Annotated in this window: 18 protein-coding genes; 12 read left to right on the top strand and 6 right to left on the bottom strand. The window is 66.1% G+C overall.

Going from position 1 to position 17,649, the window contains the following annotated elements; genetic code table 11:
* Positions 1 to 102 precede the first annotated feature (102 nt).
* The 7 genes from QQL87_RS17590 to QQL87_RS17560 all read left to right on the top strand — a co-directional run bounded on the left by QQL87_RS17590 (position 103) and on the right by QQL87_RS17560 (position 6,864).
* Positions 103 to 573 carry a chemotaxis protein CheW gene (locus QQL87_RS17590; protein ID WP_284420206.1) on the top strand — a complete coding sequence of 157 codons (471 nt, stop codon included), beginning with the start codon at positions 103 to 105 and terminating at the stop codon, positions 571 to 573.
* A gap of 68 nt (positions 574 to 641) precedes the next feature.
* Positions 642 to 1,007, top strand: coding sequence for a response regulator (locus QQL87_RS17585; RefSeq protein ID WP_006613312.1), 366 nt, complete (start codon positions 642 to 644; stop codon positions 1,005 to 1,007).
* A gap of 73 nt (positions 1,008 to 1,080) precedes the next feature.
* Positions 1,081 to 2,280, top strand: a complete 1,200-nt coding sequence (locus QQL87_RS17580) for a protein-glutamate methylesterase/protein-glutamine glutaminase (protein WP_284420205.1) — start codon at positions 1,081 to 1,083, stop codon at positions 2,278 to 2,280.
* Positions 2,277 to 3,146 carry a CheR family methyltransferase gene (locus QQL87_RS17575; protein ID WP_284420203.1) on the top strand — a complete coding sequence of 290 codons (870 nt, stop codon included), beginning with the start codon at positions 2,277 to 2,279 and terminating at the stop codon, positions 3,144 to 3,146. The genes QQL87_RS17580 and QQL87_RS17575 overlap by 4 nt, the downstream gene beginning before the upstream one ends.
* 171 nt (positions 3,147 to 3,317) lie before the next feature.
* Complete coding sequence (gene kaiC / locus QQL87_RS17570) at positions 3,318 to 5,072, top strand: circadian clock protein KaiC (RefSeq protein ID WP_284420202.1); 1,755 nt, start codon at positions 3,318 to 3,320, stop codon at positions 5,070 to 5,072.
* Positions 5,069 to 5,365 carry a circadian clock KaiB family protein gene (locus QQL87_RS17565; RefSeq protein WP_284420201.1) on the top strand — a complete coding sequence of 99 codons (297 nt, stop codon included), beginning with the start codon at positions 5,069 to 5,071 and terminating at the stop codon, positions 5,363 to 5,365. Before kaiC ends, QQL87_RS17565 begins: the two co-directional genes overlap by 4 nt.
* A gap of 11 nt (positions 5,366 to 5,376) precedes the next feature.
* Complete coding sequence (locus QQL87_RS17560) at positions 5,377 to 6,864, top strand: sensor histidine kinase (protein WP_284420199.1); 1,488 nt, start codon at positions 5,377 to 5,379, stop codon at positions 6,862 to 6,864.
* 28 nt (positions 6,865 to 6,892) lie between these two features.
* Here QQL87_RS17560 and QQL87_RS17555 read toward each other — a convergent pair whose 3' ends face one another.
* The 6 genes from QQL87_RS17555 to QQL87_RS17530 all read right to left on the bottom strand — a co-directional run bounded on the left by QQL87_RS17555 (position 6,893) and on the right by QQL87_RS17530 (position 12,036).
* Positions 6,893 to 7,978: a DUF2252 family protein gene (locus QQL87_RS17555; RefSeq protein WP_284420198.1), complete on the bottom strand. Its 1,086-nt coding sequence runs from the start codon at positions 7,976 to 7,978 to the stop codon at positions 6,893 to 6,895.
* Between the two features lie 377 nt (positions 7,979 to 8,355).
* Complete coding sequence (locus tag QQL87_RS17550; protein ID WP_284420196.1) at positions 8,356 to 8,745, bottom strand: response regulator; 390 nt, start codon at positions 8,743 to 8,745, stop codon at positions 8,356 to 8,358.
* A gap of 114 nt (positions 8,746 to 8,859) precedes the next feature.
* A complete protein-coding gene (locus QQL87_RS17545) occupies positions 8,860 to 10,020 on the bottom strand; it encodes a glutathionylspermidine synthase family protein (RefSeq protein WP_284420194.1) in 1,161 nt (386 codons plus the stop codon).
* Positions 10,021 to 10,402: 382 nt separating this feature from the next.
* Positions 10,403 to 10,804, bottom strand: a complete 402-nt coding sequence (locus QQL87_RS17540) for a hypothetical protein (protein WP_284420193.1) — start codon at positions 10,802 to 10,804, stop codon at positions 10,403 to 10,405.
* Positions 10,805 to 10,806: 2 nt separating this feature from the next.
* Positions 10,807 to 11,211 (bottom strand): DUF350 domain-containing protein, encoded by a 405-nt coding sequence (locus QQL87_RS17535; protein WP_284420192.1) that lies wholly within the window; start codon positions 11,209 to 11,211, stop codon positions 10,807 to 10,809.
* 69 nt (positions 11,212 to 11,280) lie between these two features.
* A complete protein-coding gene (locus tag QQL87_RS17530) occupies positions 11,281 to 12,036 on the bottom strand; it encodes a GntR family transcriptional regulator (RefSeq protein ID WP_284420191.1) in 756 nt (251 codons plus the stop codon).
* A gap of 189 nt (positions 12,037 to 12,225) precedes the next feature.
* Between QQL87_RS17530 and QQL87_RS17525 the strand changes: the two genes are divergently transcribed.
* The 5 genes from QQL87_RS17525 to hydA all read left to right on the top strand — a co-directional run bounded on the left by QQL87_RS17525 (position 12,226) and on the right by hydA (position 17,335).
* The gene (locus QQL87_RS17525; RefSeq protein WP_284420190.1) at positions 12,226 to 13,233 is read left to right on the top strand and encodes an ABC transporter substrate-binding protein; all 1,008 of its coding nucleotides are present in this window, start codon (positions 12,226 to 12,228) and stop codon (positions 13,231 to 13,233) included.
* Position 13,234: 1 nt separating this feature from the next.
* Complete coding sequence (locus QQL87_RS17520) at positions 13,235 to 14,044, top strand: ABC transporter permease (protein ID WP_284420189.1); 810 nt, start codon at positions 13,235 to 13,237, stop codon at positions 14,042 to 14,044.
* Between the two features lie 2 nt (positions 14,045 to 14,046).
* Complete coding sequence (locus QQL87_RS17515) at positions 14,047 to 14,826, top strand: ABC transporter ATP-binding protein (RefSeq protein ID WP_284420186.1); 780 nt, start codon at positions 14,047 to 14,049, stop codon at positions 14,824 to 14,826.
* A 343-nt stretch (positions 14,827 to 15,169) separates the two neighbouring features.
* Positions 15,170 to 15,898, top strand: a complete 729-nt coding sequence (locus tag QQL87_RS17510) for a maleate cis-trans isomerase family protein (protein ID WP_284420185.1) — start codon at positions 15,170 to 15,172, stop codon at positions 15,896 to 15,898.
* 33 nt (positions 15,899 to 15,931) lie between these two features.
* Positions 15,932 to 17,335 (top strand): dihydropyrimidinase, encoded by a 1,404-nt coding sequence (hydA, locus tag QQL87_RS17505; protein ID WP_284420183.1) that lies wholly within the window; start codon positions 15,932 to 15,934, stop codon positions 17,333 to 17,335.
* Positions 17,336 to 17,649 lie beyond the last annotated feature (314 nt).

The following is a 17,649-nucleotide window of genomic DNA, read 5'->3' as shown; positions in this document are numbered from 1 at the left end:
GTCCGGGCCTGATCGCGGCGCTGAAGGAACAGATCGAGGAACGGGCGCGTGCCGACGCCAACCGGCGCGCCGCGTAGCAGGAACGAGCAGGAGTAGCGTGCGATGAGCAGCAAGATCGAAACCACCGAGGGTGCGGCTTCCGAATTCGTGACCGCCGTGATCGGCGGCCAGCTGTTCGGCCTGCCGATCTCGCGGGTGCAGGACGTGTTCATGCCGGAGCGGGTGACGCGGGTGCCGCTGTCCTCGGCCGAGATCGCCGGCGTGTTGAACCTGCGCGGCCGCATCGTCACCGTGATCGACATGCGGGCGCGGCTCGGCCTTGCCCGGGCCGATGACGGCAAGCCGCCGATGGCGGTCGGCGTCGACCTGCGCGGCGAGTCCTACGGACTGCTGATCGACCAGATCGGCGAGGTGCTGCGGCTGCCCGAGGAGGGCCGGGAGGAAAACCCCGTCAACCTCGATCCGCGCATGGCGAAGCTCGCCGGCGGCGTGCATCGCCTCGATGGCCAGCTGATGGTCATCCTCGATGTCGATCGCGTGCTCGAACTCGCTGCCGACAAGATGGCGGCCTGAGGCCGCAGCGTAAGCCCGCCCGCGCGAGACCGCGCGGTCGGTTTGGACCCTGATTCCGAGAGGCTGATATGAGAACATGTCTGGTAGTTGACGATTCGAGCGTCATTCGAAAAGTGGCGCGGCGCATCCTGGAAGGTCTGGATTTCCAGATCGTGGAAGCGGAGGACGGCGAGCAGGCGCTGGAGATCTGCAAGCGCGGCCTGCCCGATGCGGTTCTGCTCGACTGGAACATGCCCGTCATGGACGGCTACGAGTTCCTGGGCAATCTCCGCCGCATGCCCGGCGGCGACGCGCCGAAGGTCGTGTTCTGCACCACCGAAAACGATGTCGCCCATATCGCGCGTGCGCTTCACGCCGGCGCCAACGAGTACATCATGAAGCCCTTCGACAAGGACATCGTGACAGCCAAATTCCAGGAAGTCGGGCTGATCTGATTTTTGTCAGTTCGGCAAATCCGTGCTTGCCCGGGCTTGCCGTCGCCCTGTGCCTCTGTCCTGTTGGTGAACTATGAGCGTCGCGTTGGCCAGTTCTTCGATTCCTAGTTCGACCAGGCAGGAACCTCTCCGGGTGATGGTCGTGGACGATTCCGTCGTCATCCGCGGCATGATCTCGCGCTGGATCGCCTCCGAGCCCGACATGGTCGTGGCGGCGTCGCTGCGAACCGGCCTCGAGGCCGTCAACCAGATCGACCGCGTCAACCCGGATGTCGCCGTGCTCGACATCGAGATGCCCGAGCTCGATGGCATCGCGGCGCTGCCGAGGCTGCTCGCCAAGAAGAAGAACCTCGCCGTGATCATGGCCTCGACGCTGACCCGCCGCAACGCGGAGATCAGCTTCAAGGCGCTGTCGCTCGGCGCGGCCGACTACATCCCGAAGCCCGAGAGCACCCGCGAGGCCTCGGCCGCCGACAATTTTCACTACGATCTGATCCAGAAGATCCGCAATCTCGGCGCCAAGGCGCGTCGCGCGGCTCCCGTTCACCATGCTCCGGCCGCGGCGCCGGCGGCTCCGCACGCGCACGAGTTGCGGTCCGCACCGGCGCTGCGTCCCGCGGCACCTGTTCCGGCCGCGGCGGCGCCCGCAGCGGCCGCCGCGATCGCCCGCCGCGCCTTCAGCAACCAGATGCCGAAGGTGCTGCTGATCGGCTCGTCGACGGGCGGCCCGCAGGCGTTGATGTCGGTCGTCACCGAGCTCGGAGCGGTCATCGACCGTTTCCCCGTGCTGATCACGCAGCACATGCCGCCCACCTTCACCACCATCCTGGCCGAGCATCTGGCGCGGTCGAGCCGCCGGCCGGCCCATGAGGCGATCGACGGCGAGGTCATCAAGCCCGGCCAGATCTATCTCGCGCCGGGCGGACGTCACATGCGCGTCGCGCGCCACGGCGCCGACGCCGTGATTGCGCTCGACAACGGTCCGCCGGTGAATTTCTGCAAGCCGGCGGTCGACCCGCTGTTCACCTCCGCCGTGGAGATCTGGCAAGGCGCGACGCTGGCCGTGATCCTCACCGGCATGGGCTCCGACGGCATGCGCGGCGGCAAGGACATCGTCGCCGCCGGCGGCAGCGTCATCGCGCAGGACGAGGCCACCAGCGTCGTCTGGGGCATGCCCGGCGCGGCGGCCAATGCCGGAATCTGCGCAGCCATCCTTCCCTTGAATCAGATCGCGCCGAAGCTGGTCCGTCTGTTTGCTGGAGACCGCTCGTGACCCCCCTTGACTATGAGTTCTTGCGTAAGCTCCTGAAGGATCGTTCCGGACTCGATCTGTCGGCGGACAAGCAGTATCTGGTCGAAAGCCGGCTGCTGCCGCTGGCGCGTCGCGCCAACCTGCCGGGCATCCCGGAGCTGGTGCAGAAGCTGCGGAGCGGCGGCGAGCAGCTGACGACACAGGTCGTCGAGGCGATGACCACCAACGAGACGTTCTTCTTTCGCGACAAGATTCCGTTCGATCATCTGCGCGAAGGCATCCTTCCCGGCCTGATCCAGTCGCGCGCCAGCCGGCGGTCCCTGCGCATCTGGTCGGCCGCCTGCTCGACCGGTCAGGAGCCCTATTCGATTGCGATGTGCCTGCGCGAATTCGGCCCGGCGCTGGCCGGATGGCGCATCGAGATCGTCGCCACCGACCTGTCCCAGGAGGTGCTGGAGAAGTCGAAGGCCGGGCTCTACAGCCAGTTCGAGGTTCAGCGCGGCCTGCCGATCCAGCTGCTGGTGAAACATTTCACCCAGCTCGGCGAGCTCTGGCAGCTCAGTGCGGACATCCGCGGCATGGTGCAGCATCGCCAGCTCAACCTGCTGCAGGACTTCTCGCATCTCGGCAAGTTCGACGTCATCTTCTGTCGCAACGTGCTGATCTATTTCGATCAGGAAACCAAGGCCTCGATCTTCGAGCGGATGGCCAAGGTGATGGAGCCCGACGGCACCCTGCTGCTGGGAGCGGCCGAGTCGGTCGTCGGCATCACCGATGCATTCAAGCCCAACCAGGAGCGGCGTGGTCTGTACCAGATCAATCCGGTCCGCAGCCCGCGCGGAGGCGCCGCGCTGCTTCCCGGCCTGAAGGTGGTCGCGGCGCGCTGATCGTGCTGCCCGTGGCAAGAACCCAGCTGAGCGTGCCGTAACGGCGGCCGCTCGTCCACGGATCGCCCGCCAACCGAAATCTTTTCCCGCCGCTGGAACCTTTTCGGTTCTGGAACGTCGGCTCACGCATTGGTGTGGCCGAAGCGTGTTGGTTCGACGGCGGGGGAATTGATGAAAACGAGCATGCGTCCTCGGATCGTGACGCGAAATCTTCCTGTCATCGCGAAATCGCCGACCGGAATCGACGGCCTCGACGAGGTCACCTTCGGGGGCCTGCCGCAGGGGCGGCCGACGCTGCTGTGCGGCGCGGCCGGCTGCGGCAAGACGCTGTTCGCCATGACGTTCCTCTACAATGGCGCGGTCGCCCATGATGAGCCGGGCGTGTTCATCGCCTTCGAGGAGCAGCCGGAGGACCTGATCAAGAATGTCGGCTCGCTGAGCTATGACATCGAACGGCTGATCGAGCAGAAGAAGATCGTGGTCGACCACATCCATCTCGATCGCAACGAGATCGAGGAGGCCGGCGACTATGATCTCGACGGCCTGTTCATCCGCATCGGCTTCGCGATCGATTCCATCGGCGCCAAGCGCGTGGTGATCGACACGATCGAGACGCTGTTCGGCGGCCTCGACAACCAGGCTGTGCTGCGCTCCGAACTGCGCCGTCTGTTCGAATGGCTGAAGAGCAAGGGCGTCACCGCCATCATCACCGCCGAGCGCGGCAACGGCACGCTGACGCGCTACGGTCTCGAGGAATATGTCGCCGACTGCGTGATCCTGCTCGACAACCGGGTACACGACCAGTTGTCGACGCGACGGCTGCGCGTCGTGAAGTATCGCGGCACGGCGCACGGCACCAACGAATATCCCTTCATCATCGACCAGGACGGCATCACGGTGATGCCGATCACCTCGTCGGGCCTTGCGCATGATGCGTCGACGGAGCGGGTCTCGACCGGCATCGCCGATCTCGACGACATGCTGGAGGGACGCGGCTACTACAAGGGATCGAGCATCCTGATCTCGGGCATGGCCGGATCCGGCAAATCGACCGTGTCGGCGCATTTCGCCAATTCGATCTGCCAGGCTGGACAGCGCTGCATCTATTTCGCGCTGGAAGAGTCGCCGCAGCAGATCGTGCGCAACATGAGATCGGTCGGTCTCGACCTGCAGCAATGGGTCGATCGCGACCTGCTGCGCTTCTCGGCCCGCCGTCCCAATCTCTACGGCCTTGAGACGCATCTCGCCGCGATGCATCGCGAGGTCAGGGAGTTCGATCCCGCCGCCGTCGTGGTCGACCCGATCTCGTCCCTGATGGGGGCGGGAATCGCCGGCGACGTGCATTCGATGACGCTGCGCCTGATCGACTTCCTGAAATCGCGCGGCGTCACGGCGCTGTTCACCAATCTCGGCGCGGGCACCGCGGATACGGCGACGACCGAAATGCAGATCTCGTCGCTGACCGACACCTGGCTGCTGCTCTACAACCGCGAGACCAATGGCGAGCACAATCGGCAGCTTTATCTGTTGAAGTCACGCGGCATGGCGCACTCCAATCAGGTGCGCGAGTTCCTGATGAGCTCCGACGGCATTGCCCTGCGTGAGGTCTATGTCGGTCCCGATGGCGTGCTCACCGGATCCGCGCGGGTGGCCCAGGAGACCCGCGACCGCGCGGACCGCGTGCTGCGCATGCAGGAGGTCGAGCGTCGCGCGCGCGAGATCGAGCGCCGCCGGCAGGATATCGCGCGGCAGATCGAAACGCTGAAAGTCCAGCTTGCGAGTGAGGAGGGGGAGATGGAGCGATTGAACCTGGAAGGCGCCGCCCGCGACGATCAGCGCTCGGCCGATCGCATCGCCCTGGCGCAGCTCCGTGGGTCGACGCGTCCGGCGCGTTCGCCGTTGCTGCCGACGACGTCCAGCAAATGACGGCCGCATCGATGGAACGGGATGGCTACAATCTCCGGCTCTACGTTGCGGGGCAGACGCCGAAATCCCTGGCCGCGCTCGCCAATCTGAAGAAGCTGTGCGAGACGCATCTGCCGGGCCGCTACACGATCGAGGTGATCGATCTGATGAAGGACCCCGCGCTGGCGCAGCGCGACCAGATCGTCGCGATTCCGACACTGATCAGGCAGCTACCGGAGCCGCTCAAGCGCATCATCGGCGACCTCTCGAATGCGGAGAAGGTGCTTGTCGGGCTGGATATCGCTCCAAGCTGAACGGAGGACGCGTGGCGGCAAAGGACGCGATTCAGGCGGCACGGCCGCGCAACGAGGCGGAGGAGACCGTCGAGGCGATTCATCGCGGCAGCGTCGATGCCGTGGTGGTGCAGGGCCCGACCGGACCTCAGATCATCATGCTGCAGGGCGCCGACGCGCCCTACCATGTGCTGGTGGAGCGGATGAGCGACGGTGCGCTCACGCTCGATGCCGACGGCAGCATCGTCTACGTCAATTCGAGACTTTGCGCACTGACCGGGCTCGGCGCGCAGCAGCTGGTGGGGCGCAGCTTTGCGTCGCTGTTTGCCGGAGAGCTGCCGCAGCAGCGCACCGACGACGCGCAGAGCGACGCGCAGCTGCGCCGTGCCGACGGCAGCGATCTGCCGGTCTCGGTGTGGATGCGGCAGATGGCGATGGGCGGCGTCGTCGCCACTCTGGTGACCTTGACCGACATGTCGATCGTGCGCCGCGCCGAGGAGGTCGCCACGGCCGAGCGCTTCGCGCGCTCCATCCTGGAGCAGGCCACCGACGCCGTCGTCGTGCTGGCGCTCGATGGACGGATCACCCATGCGAGCTGGGTGGCCGAGCAGCTCGCGGAACGAGCGCCGGTGGGGCAGTTGTTCTCCGAGGTGTTTCCGCTCGACGCGCAGAGCGCCAGCCAGCAAGGCACCTTGCGGCGCTTCTCCCGTGAGAGCCTTGATCAGGCGCTGGCCACCAAGCCCTTTCATGGCGTCGAGGTCGCGCTGCGCGACGCGCGGATGTCCGGCCGCTCGTTCCTGCTGTCGGGCGGGCCGCTGGTCAACGACGCCAAGGATGCCGTCGGATCGATCGTCACCCTGACCGACATCACCGAGCGCAAGCGCGCCGAAGAGCAGCAGACCATGCTGGTCGCGGAGCTCAATCACCGGGTCAAGAACATCCTGGCCATCGTGCAGTCCGTGGCAGGCCAGACCCTGCGCACCTCGCCGTCGCTGCCCGCCTTCAACAAGGCCTTCTCCGGCCGCATCCAGGCGGTGTCGATCGCGCACGACATCCTGACCCAGACGCGTTGGATCGGCATCGGACTCAATGAGCTGCTGACCACGGTGCTGGCGCCCTACGGCGTCGGCGAGGGGCGCATCACCAGCGACGGCCCGCCGGTTCTGCTGGAGGCGCGGCTGGTGCTGCCGCTGTCGATGGTGCTGCATGAGCTCGCGACCAACGCCTCCAAATACGGCGCGCTGTCCGCCCCGCTCGGCCGGGTCACGATCTCCTGGACGCTGCGCGACGACCGTCACAAGCTCGAGCTGGTGTGGCTGGAGCGCGGCGGGCCAATGATCGAAGCCGGCGGCGCGCGCGGCTTCGGCACCACGCTGATCGACCGTGTGGTCCGCTTCGATCTCGATGGTGAGGCGAAACTGGCGTTCGAGCCCCAGGGCATCCGCTGCACGCTGATCTTTGCGCTCACCGCGGAGACGACGCCCGAGCAGCTGCCCGGGTCGGCGGTGCAGCCCGACTGACCGGGCGGGCCGGCGTTCCGATCGGTGGTCACGCTTTTCGGCACCAGACCTCGTAGTCCTTTTCCGTCGCCTTACGGGCTGCGCGGGCGGCTTTGTGCAGCCATCCTGACCCGCGCCGCTTCAGATCGGCCGTGATGTTCGCGACGGCGTCACCGTGCGTCGCCGCATGGATCGAGGCCAGGTCCGTGCCCATCGCGCGCAGCAGGTCGCGCTTGAGGTCGGCGCCGGCGTCCTTGCCGAGATCGATCTTGCGCGAGTCGGCCGACAGCCGCCGAACGAGATAGTCGCCCTCGCCCGTGCGGTGAACGTTGAGGAACGGGTCGGGTGCGCGATGGGCTCCGGTCGACACCGCGACGAATTGGTGCGGTGGCACGGACCGCTGCTGCGGGTTGCTCTTCCAGGTCCAGGCCGAAGGCACCAGCGCCTTGGCCTCGCGGACGACGCGCCCGCCGCGCCAGGTCGCCACGATGACGAAGCGCGGACGTCCGAGGCCGCCGCCACCTGCGACGCGGCGCCGGAATGTCGCGTCGTTGGCCTCTCCGGGAAGGCTCCCGACCAGCAGCTCGCGGACGGCTCCCGGCAGCGACCTGGCGGGTTCGAGCTCGTCGATCTCGTCCCAGAACTCCCGCCGGCATCGGTCCGAGCATTTCACATAGGAGCGGATCCAGATCTCGTGCTCGTCGAGCAGCGCCGGGCGCGGCGTCTGGAGCCCGGCGCGATACCCGTCCAGGATCGCATCGGCGGCATCGCTGCTGTCGACCGCCATCTTGGGCGCAAGCTCGGCGCTGGTGGTGAGCCGGACCAAATCGAACACGTAGGGCATGACGGCGGCTTCGTCGAAATCGTTGACGCCCCACACCCAGCGTCCGTCGGCGTCGCGCCAGGTGCCGAAATTTTCCAGATGGATGTCTCCGACGCACAGGGCGGCGGGGGCGTCGGCGATGTCCGGGGCGATGGTCTCGATGCGCCGCGCCCAGCGGTAATAGGTCGCGCGCAGAAACACGAAGGGGTCCTTGCGCATCCGGTCATGCTTGGTGTCGAGGTCGTCGTCGACCACCGTGCAGTGGCGGCGCAGCCAGGTCTCATAGTCCTTGGTGTCGTCGATGATGGACAAGCGATGCTCCTGACGTCGAATGCACGCGTCGTCTTGCCTTGCGACCGTCCGCCGGGGATCCACGCTTCCGATCAGCCGTGCTCTACGGGCTGCGTCGCCTCGGCGGTTCGCATCAGGCGCCACAGGCGAGGTGCAACGAGACGATGACGTGAGTTTGGACCGGGCAAGACTTCAAACGGACGGCGCTGCTGCAATTGCAATAAGAAATCGAGCAATGATCACCTAATATGAACGCCTTCTGCGGAATAATCGACTATAAGTTGAATTCGCTCGATGCGCCGCCTGAATCCGGCGACCGCTCAGGCCGCTGCGGTCGGACATTCAGCGGTCGGCACGTTCGTACTCCCGGTTCATGTCTGCCGGTCGGAATGCCCAACTCAATCGCGCCGCGGACGGGTGAACGTCGCCTCGCACATCGCGCGCAGCGCCCGCTCGTCGAACGGCTTGGCGAGGCGCGGCAGGTTGCGGAAGTCCGGCGGGAACAACGTCGCGTCGTCGTATCCGGAGGTGATGACGATCTTCAGTCCGAGCGCGATCAGCTGCGGCAGGATCGCGAAGATCTGCTCGCCGCGCAGGTTGACGTCGAGCAGCGCGCCATCGAGGCCGCCGCGCTCGGCCTCGCGCAGCACATCGGCAACGCGCGACACCGGGCCGATGACCTCGCAGCCGAACCCCTGCAGCACGGTCTCGAGCTCGAGCGCGATCAGGCCCTCGTCCTCGGCGACCAGGATGCGCAGTCCGTCGAGCTGAGAATTGTCGGTCGCCATGCCTCACATCCGGTCGTGCCTGGCTGCTGCTGCGCCCAGGAGGTCCGTTCCCTCATTCTATCTAATCATCTGCGGCGGAGTGTCGAGGCGTTTTCGATCGGGCGCGTGAACGGCCTAGAGGATCGCGTGCGGCAGGAAGCGCGAGCGGTTACCCGTGATCGGACTGGCATCCTCGCGGATCGACAGACCGCATGGCGCATGGTCGACCAGCCAGCTGCCGATGACCGGAAACAGGCCGCTGAACTCCGGCAGCGGCGCCAAGGCTTGGCGGATGAAGCCTTCCGCGCCATAGGGCCCATCCTGTGTGGAGAGTGCGACCCCGTCTGCAACCAGGCTGACATTGGCGCCCTCGCGCGAGTAGATCGGCTTGCGCACGAAGCTGGGGCCGAGGCTGGCGGCCTTCGGATCGTCCTCGAAATAGGCCGGCAGCAGGTTGGGATGGCCTTCGTACATCTGCCACAGCAGGGGGAGGATGCCCTTGTTGGAGAGGATCGCCTTCCACGGCGGCTCGACCCACTGCGTCGGCGCCCCCGCGAGCCGCACGCCGAAGGCATCGTGGAACATCCACTCCCAGGGATAGAGCTTGAAGGCGAGCGCGATGTCGTTGTCGTCGAGATCGACGAAGCCGCCGGTCTCGCGCCAGCCGATGTCGGAGATGTCGAGCAGGGCTGTCGACAATCCCGCCTGGGCCGCGGTGTCGGCGAGATAGCTCAAGGTCGCGGCATCCTCGGCTTCGGCGGTGAGTCCCGCCAGATGCACCGGGCGTTGCTGGCCGAGCGCGCGCCAGCGCGCGATCAGCCGCTCGTGAATCGAGTTGTACTGGTCGGCGCGGCCTGGGAGGATACGGCGCTCGATCGCCTGCTCGAGCCAGGTCCATTGGAAGACGGCGGCCTCGAAGATCGAGGTCGGCGTGTCGGCGTTGTATTCGAGCAGCTTCGCGGGCGTACGGCCGCCCTGATAGCTGAGATCGAGCCGGCCGTAGAGACTGCCGTCCCTGCGCTTCCAGCTCTCCGCCAGCAACGGCCAGAAGGCTTCGGGGATTTTCAACCGGCGCAGCAGCGCGTCGTCATCGACGACGCGCGCCACGAGCGCGAGGCACATCTGCTCGATCTCGCCGGTCGGCTCCTCGATGCCGAGCTCGATCTCGGCGATCGAGAATGCGTAGTAGGCGCGCTCATCCCAATAGCGTTCGCCGTCGACTTCGCAAAAATCGAAGCCGCATTGTGCCGCCGTCTGCCGCCAGTCGTCGCGCTCGGGGCAGGGGATACGCTGCATCCGCTAGCCGCCGGCGTGGCCGTGCATGCCGTGCCCGTGGAAACGGTGCACGCCATGGCCGAAGCCGCCATGAATGGCGCGGCAACGAACTTTCCCGCGCGGTCCGACCACGGGGGCGAGACCCGGTCCGCACGCTCTCTTGTTTGGAAGTGCCGTCCTTGCATCTGCCGGACTTGCAAATCCAGGATCTGCAAATCCAGGTGAGACCGCAGCGATCGCTGCAGTCCCCATCATCGTCAGCACCACACGGCGCGAACGCTTCATCGGATCATTCCCGATCAGTCGGCAGGCCAGTTTGTTATGATTATGAGTCTGTGTCAAAGATCCGAATCCGAACAAACAACACAAAGGCGGTGTTTTCGCGGCGGCTCCGCGTCGGAAATCAGCCGCCGCCGAAGCCGAAGCCATGCCCGAAGCCGCCAAAGCCGCCGCGCGAGACGTGGGCGGACGACGCGTCGGCGACATGACTCGTGCCGCTGCTTCTGGAATCGCTGTCGCTGCTGGAGAAACCCCAACGGCCGGATCCGCTGCCACTGCCGCCACTGCTGCTGCTCGACCGGTGCGTCGTGCACTCGGTGGCCTGAGCCGGTCCGGCCATCGCAGGCGTGTCCGCATTTGGTTGCGGGCAGCTCTGCTGGCGCGGCATCAGCGCATAGGCCGTGCCGCCCACCGCGAGCGTGCCCATCAACAGCAGGGCGACGTGGCCCGACCGCTTCACCGGCGGTGTCGGCGGCGGCGGGGGCAGCGGCCTGCGCTTGCCGAAGTCGATGCGTTTCTCGGCCATGGTCAGTAGATCATCGAGGCGGCGTTGAGCGCGCCGGCCGAGAGCGAGGCGAGCCCGAGCCAGATGGCCGAGGCCAATTCGCCGGCGACAATGCGGTTGGCGAGATCCGGCACGGGGATGCGGACGAGGAAATAGACGATCACCTGGACGATCAGCGCGACCAGCGCCCAGATCAGGCAGTCCAGCACGTTCGCTGAATGGGCGATGGCGCTGACCAGCGGCAGGGTGAAGCCGAGCAGGCTCAGCCCCAGCGAGATCGCGGCCGACGGATGATTGTCTCGGATCAGCTGAAATTCATTGTACGGCGTGACGCGCGTATAGATGAAAAGGTAGGCCGTCACCGCGACCAGCGCGGTGCAGAAATACACCAGAAAGGCCGGCAGGCCGGCGAGCGATTGCAGGATCATGTTGGGGCCCGACGCGTGGAGCTTTCATGTGTCGCGGCGCCAGCATGACCGGTTCGACGTGAAAAAAGTCTATGCGCCGGTGGGCTGATTCAGTTGCGTCTGATCCAGCATCCGCAGCACGGAGTCGCCGGTCTTGCGGGTGTGTTCGGAGAGCGCCTGCGCGAAGCCCTGTGCATCCCGGGCACGCAGCAGAGCCATGAAGGCCTCGTGCTCCCGGAGCGATTCGTCCCAGCGGCTGGCGTCGTAGTTCGCGACCGCCCGGGCACGAAACACGCTGGCGTGCAGGGTGCTCCAGATGTTGAGCAGCACGCCGTTGCCGGCGAGCGTCGTGATCTCGGTATGGATCTGCTGGTTGAGCCGGAAATAGGCGCCACGCTCGGCGGCGCCGTGCAGCGCCACCAGCTCGGCATGCATGACGTCGAGCCTGGCGATGTCGTCGGCCGTGGCGCGCGCGGCCGCGGCGCGGCCGGCGGCGGCATCGAGCGACACCATCACGTCGAAGATCTCCGCGATCTCGCTGATGTCGATCGGCGTCACGACCGGCGTGCGGTGCGGGCGCAGCTCGATCAGGCCTTCGGCGGCGAGGATCTTGAAGGCCTCGCGCAGCGGCGTGCGAGATACGCCGAAGGTCTCGCACAGCATGCGCTCGGGCAGGGGGGCGCCGGCTGCGAGCTCGCCGTCGACGATCATCTCGCGCACCTTGGCGACCAGCTGATCGTGCAGCGATAGCCGCGCCAGCGGCCGCGTGGACTGGTCGGACGACAGCTTCAGCCGCGCCGGCTTGAAGCGCGTCTTCAGTCTGGGCCGGGGTGCCGGGGTGGTCATGACAGAAGCTGCGGCTCCGCTGGGATATGCCTCAGATTCGGGCGGCGCGCCCGCGGATCAGGCAAATCGTCCGATCTGGATAAGATACTATATTGATTTTATTATATAAAATCAACATTGCATATCGCATCCAAATGGCACGTGACTTGCTGAAGGGAGGACAGAGCCCATGATCGACCTGCCCTGGAGATGGACGTGAAACGCATTCTGCTCCCCGCTCTTGCCCTGCTCATGCTCGCGCTGGCCGCGCCAAGCTTCGCCGAGGACGCCCCGAAGATCAAACTCGGCTACGCCAAATGCGCGCATTGCACGCCGATGTCGCTGACGCCGCAATTCGCCAAGGGCGTCGAGATCGACGCGGTCGGCTTCAACACCGGCACCGACGCGCTGACGGCGCTGGTGTCGAAGAACATCGACGTCGCCCAGGTCACCTACCTGCATTACGCGATCGCGCTCGATAAGGGCTTCGACGTCGTCGCCATCTCCGGCCAGGTCAATGGCGGCTCTGCGATCCTGCTCGCCAATGATCTCGAGATCGCGCCGGGCGACTGGGGCGCGCTGAAAGCCGTCATTGCCAAGTACAAGGCCGATGGCAAGCCGTTCCGCGTCGCCGCCTCGCGCGGCAATGCCCAGGACATCCACATGCGCGGCGCCTTCGCCAAGCAGGGCATCGACATCAACAAGGACGTTCAGTTCATCAACATCCCCAATCCGTCCGACCATCTGCAGGCGCTGCGCCGCGGCGAGGTCGAGCTGATCTGCTCCGTCGAGCCGTTCGCGACCCAGATCATGCAGGCCAAGGCGGCAAAGTTCTTCGGCTTCCCCTATGACCAGGCTGCCGGCAAGCTGACCAATCTGATCCTCACCCGCTCCGACGTGATCGTGTCGAACCCGAAGGCGCTCGAGGGCGTGGTGCGCGCGGTGGTCGCGGTCGATGCCCATATCGCGGCCGACAAACCGGCGCTGATCGAGGTCATCTCCAAGGTCACCGGCCTCGACAAGGCGATCGCGACGGGCGCGGTCGAGAACCTCGATCCCGATCCGAAGATGTACCGGGCCTCGGCGCTCGCCATCGCGTCGATGATGCGCGACCTCAAATACATCAATTCGGACGTGACGGCCGCGGTCGAGAAGAACCTCGACTATCGCTTCCTGGAAGCCGCCACCGGCAAGCCGAAGACCGAGCTCGGCTACTGAGATGATCGCGCTCGCCCAGTTGCGCAAGCTCGACCGCTATATTGTCCCGGCGCTCGTGCTCGCCGGCTGGGAGGCGTTCTCGCGCTCCGGCGCGCTGCCGGCGGCGTTGCTGCCGGCGCCGTCGACGGTGCTGTGGGCGTGGGCGGACTGGCTGGTCGGCACCGACGGCAACACCCAGACCTACAGCGGCCATTGGCTCGCCGACATGCTGGCGAGCCTGTCGCGCGTCGCCGCGGGCTTCGCCATCGCGACCGTATCAGGCGTTGGCCTCGGCGTCGCCATCGGCTGGTCGCGCAAGATCGAGGTCGTGATCGAGCCGACCCTGCAGATGCTGCGGCCGATCCCGCCGGTGTCGTGGATCCCGCTCGCCATCATCTGGTTCGGCATCGCCAACAAGCCGGCGATCTTCCTGGTGTTTCTCGGCGCGTTCTTCCCGATCCTGCTCAACACCATCCACGGCGTGAAGACCTGCGACCGCAATCTCATTCGCGCCGGCGCCATGGTCGGCGGCAGCGAGCGCAAGCTGTTGCGCTACATCGTCGTGCCCGCGGCGATGCCGAGCATCTTCGCGGGGCTGCGCATCGGCATCGGCTCGGCCTGGATGCTCACCGTCACCGCCGAGATGGTCGCGGTGAAGAGCGGGCTCGGTTACGTGCTGTGGGACAGCTACTACTTCCTGCGCTACGATCTGGTGCTGGCGGCAATGGCGAGCATCGGCCTGCTCGGCTTCTGCAGCGACCTCGCCATCCGCACCGTGATGGCCCGCGTGCTGCACTGGCAGCGCAACACCACCCTGCGCGGCGGAGAGTGAGCATGGCGACCATCGACATCACCGTCGTCTCAAAAATCTTCACCGACAGGAAGCGCAACGCCGATGTCACCGCGCTCGCCGACATCAACCTGTCGATCGCACGCAACGAGTTCGTCTGCCTGCTCGGCCCCTCCGGCTGCGGCAAGTCGACGCTTCTCAACATGATCGCAGGCTTCGAGCAGCCGAGCGCAGGCCACGTCACCGTCGATGGCCGGCCGGTCACCGCGCCCGGGGCCGATCGCGGCGTCGTGTTCCAGCACGCCAATCTGATGCCGTGGCTGCCGGTGTGGGAGAATGTCGCATTTCACCTTCTGCTCGGCGGCGGCCAGAAGGCCGAGCGCCGCGCGCGGGCGCAGGTCTATATCGACATGGTCGGTCTCACCGGCTTCGAGAACCATTATCCGTCGGAGCTGTCCGGCGGCATGAACCAGCGCGTCGGCATTGCGCGAGCGCTGCTGATGAACCCTCAAGTGATTCTGATGGACGAGCCGTTCGGCGCGCTCGACGAGCAGACCCGCATGGACATGCAGACCGAACTCGTCAGGATCTGGCAGCAGCACCAGGGCACGATCGTGTTCGTCACCCATGGCATCGACGAGGCGCTGACGCTGGGCACGCATGTCGCCGTCATGAGCGCGCGCCCGGGGCGGATCGTCGAGATCATCCCGATCGACCTGCCGCGGCCGCGGGATATCACCTCACCGCAGTTCAACGCACTGAAGCGGCATATCCTGGCGCTGCTGCGCGGGGAGCGGGCGGAGCAGGAGAGGGCTTCGGCATGAGGCGCGGCTTGCTTGATCTTGAAGAGCTTCGCAATGGACAAGCATGGTCGAGCCGAAGCGCGGGTCCGTTGGCGGCGCATGCTGTCTCGACGACGGCGGTGCACCCTCTCCCCTTGCGGGAGAGGGTGGTTTCTCACGACGTGAGAAACCGGGTGAGGGGTCTTTCTCCGCGATCTCATTTGTCGAGGCAGACCCCTCACCCAACCGAGTCTGCTGCACGAGCAAGCATGCCCTCTCCCGCAAGGGGAGAGGGCGCATCAATGCGCGGCTCGCCCGCTGCTGCTGCTGTGGAAATGCCGTTAGTCACGCCGGCTCTGGCCGTGCGAAGAGGACTCAATCACCAATGACCAAACGCACCCTTCTCGGCATGCTGACGCCGTCGTCGAACACGGCGCTGGAGCCCATCACCTCGGCGATGGTCGCCGGCCTGCCGAACGTGTCGGCGCATTTCTCGCGCTTCAAGGTCACCGAGATCGCGCTGTCCACCGACGCGCTGGCGCAGTTCGACACGTCAAACATCCTGCGCGCGGCCGAGCTGCTGGCGCATGCCAAGGTCGACGTGATCGGCTGGAACGGGACCTCCTCCGGCTGGCTCGGCTTCGAGGCGGACGTCAGACTGTGCGAGCAGATCACGGCGGCGACCGGTATTCCCGCGACCACCTCGATGCTGGCGCTGAACGAGATCCTGGCGACCGCGCAGGCCACCACGCTCGGCCTCGTCACGCCCTACCGCGACGACGTCCAGGCGCGCATCATCGCCAATTACGCCAAGCTCGGCATCGCCTGCCGCGGCGACCGCCACCTCAATTTGCAGGACAATTTCTCCTTCGCGGAGGTGACGCCTTCAGAGATCGAGACCATGATCCGCGAGGTCGCGCGCGAGAAGCCGGATGCGATTGCGGTGGTCTGCACCAACATGCGGGCGGCTCCGCTGGTGGCGCGCCTCGAGCTGGAGACGGGCATTCCGATTCTCGACACCATCGCCACCGTGGTATGGAAGTCGCTGAAATTGGCGGGCGTCGACACTCGGGGCGTCAGCGAGTGGGGATCGCTGTTTCATCAATTCGCTTGAGCTTGACTGCATAAGATCGGGAGCGCGCGTCACATGGCTGCATTCGACACCGTCATCCGCAACGGCACCGTTGCCACCGCGAGCGACACCTATCTGGCCGATGTCGCCATCAAGGACGGCCGCATCGTCGCGATCGGCGAGGCCCTCACCGATGCCGACGAGATCGTCGACGCGAGCGGCCTGCTGGTGCTGCCCGGCGGCATCGACAGCCATGTCCACATCTCGCAGCCCTCCGGCCCCGGCATCGTCATGGCCGACGATTTCGAGAGCGCGACTCGCGCCGCGGCGTTCGGCGGCAACACCTTCGTGATGCCGTATTGCCTTCAGGAAAAGGGCCAGCCGCTGCGTGCGGCGCTGAAGGATTATCACGCGCTGGCCGACCAGGCCTGCTACGTCGACCATTCCTTCCACCTCATCATCGCCGATCCCACGGATGCCGTGCTCGGCCAGGAGCTGCCGGCGCTGGTCGCCGACGGCTATTCGTCGCTGAAGATCTTCATGACCTATGAGGGTCTGGCGCTGAACGATTACGAGATCCTCGGCGTGCTGCAGGTCGCGCGCGAGCAGGGCGCGCTGGTGCAGATCCACGCCGAGAACTACGACGCCATCCGCTTCCTCACCGACCGCCTGGAGCGCGCCGGAAACATCGCGCCTTACTATCACGGCAAGTCGCGCCCGATCCCGGTCGAGCGCGAGGCCACCCATCGCGCGATCTCGCTGGCCGAGCTGATCGATGTGCCGATCGTGATCGTCCACGTCTCCAACCGCGAGGCGATGGAGGAGATCCGCCGTGGGCAGGCGCGCGGCTTGAAGATCCATGGTGAGACCTGCCCGCAATACCTCGTGCTCACCGAGGAGGACATGCAGGGCCTCAACATGGAAGGCGCCAAATATGTCTGCTCGCCGCCGCCGCGCGATCACGCGAGCCAGGAGGCGTGCTGGGAAGGCCTGCAACAGGGCGTGTTCTCGCTGTTTTCGTCGGATCACTGCCCGTTCCGCTATGACGACGAGGCCGGCAAGCTGACGCCGAAGGGCCGCACCAGCTTCCGCTGGGTGCCGAACGGCATCCCCGGCGTCGAGACCCGGCTGCCGATCCTGTTCTCGGAGGGCGTGAGCAAGGGCCGTATCACGCTGAACCAGTTCGTCGCCTTCACCGCGACCAACCACGCCAAGACCTACGGGCTGAAGGGCAAGGGCTCGATCGCGATCGGCTACGACGCCGACATCGCGCTGTGGGATCCGACCAAGACGGCAACCATTAGCCAGGCCGGCCTGCACCACGGCTCCGACTACACGCCCTATGAGGGTATCGAGATCACGGGCTGGCCGGTGGCCACCATGCTGCGCGGCAAGTTCGTCGTGCGCGACGGCCAGCTGGTCGGCGCGAAAGGCGACGGCCGCTACGTCACGTGCGGCAAGCCGGGCGCCGTGGCCTGACGCACGCTCTATCCCTGGCATAGGGCACGCTCTTTCCTCCGTCATTGCGAGCGAAGCGAAGCAATCCAGAGTCGTCGCGGGACTCTGGATTGCTTCGTCGCTTCGCTCCTCGCAATGACGAGGTGGAGAAAGGTGCCCACCCTCCTCTGTAGGGGGAGGGTCGACGCGTGCGTAGCGCGCGTCGGGGTGGGGTGAAGCCACGCGCACGATCCATCAGATAGATCGCGCACGTCTGCAGCATCGGCTCACCGGGCATCGCGTTCGCGGATGGTCTGTCACCCCACCCCGGCTCCCTCCAGGGGAGGGTGAGCATC

It is taken from the genome of Bradyrhizobium sp. SSBR45G (assembly GCF_030159255.1).
GTDB lineage: Bacteria > Pseudomonadota > Alphaproteobacteria > Rhizobiales > Xanthobacteraceae > Bradyrhizobium.
This window is presented reverse-complemented; position numbering and strand designations above follow the sequence as displayed.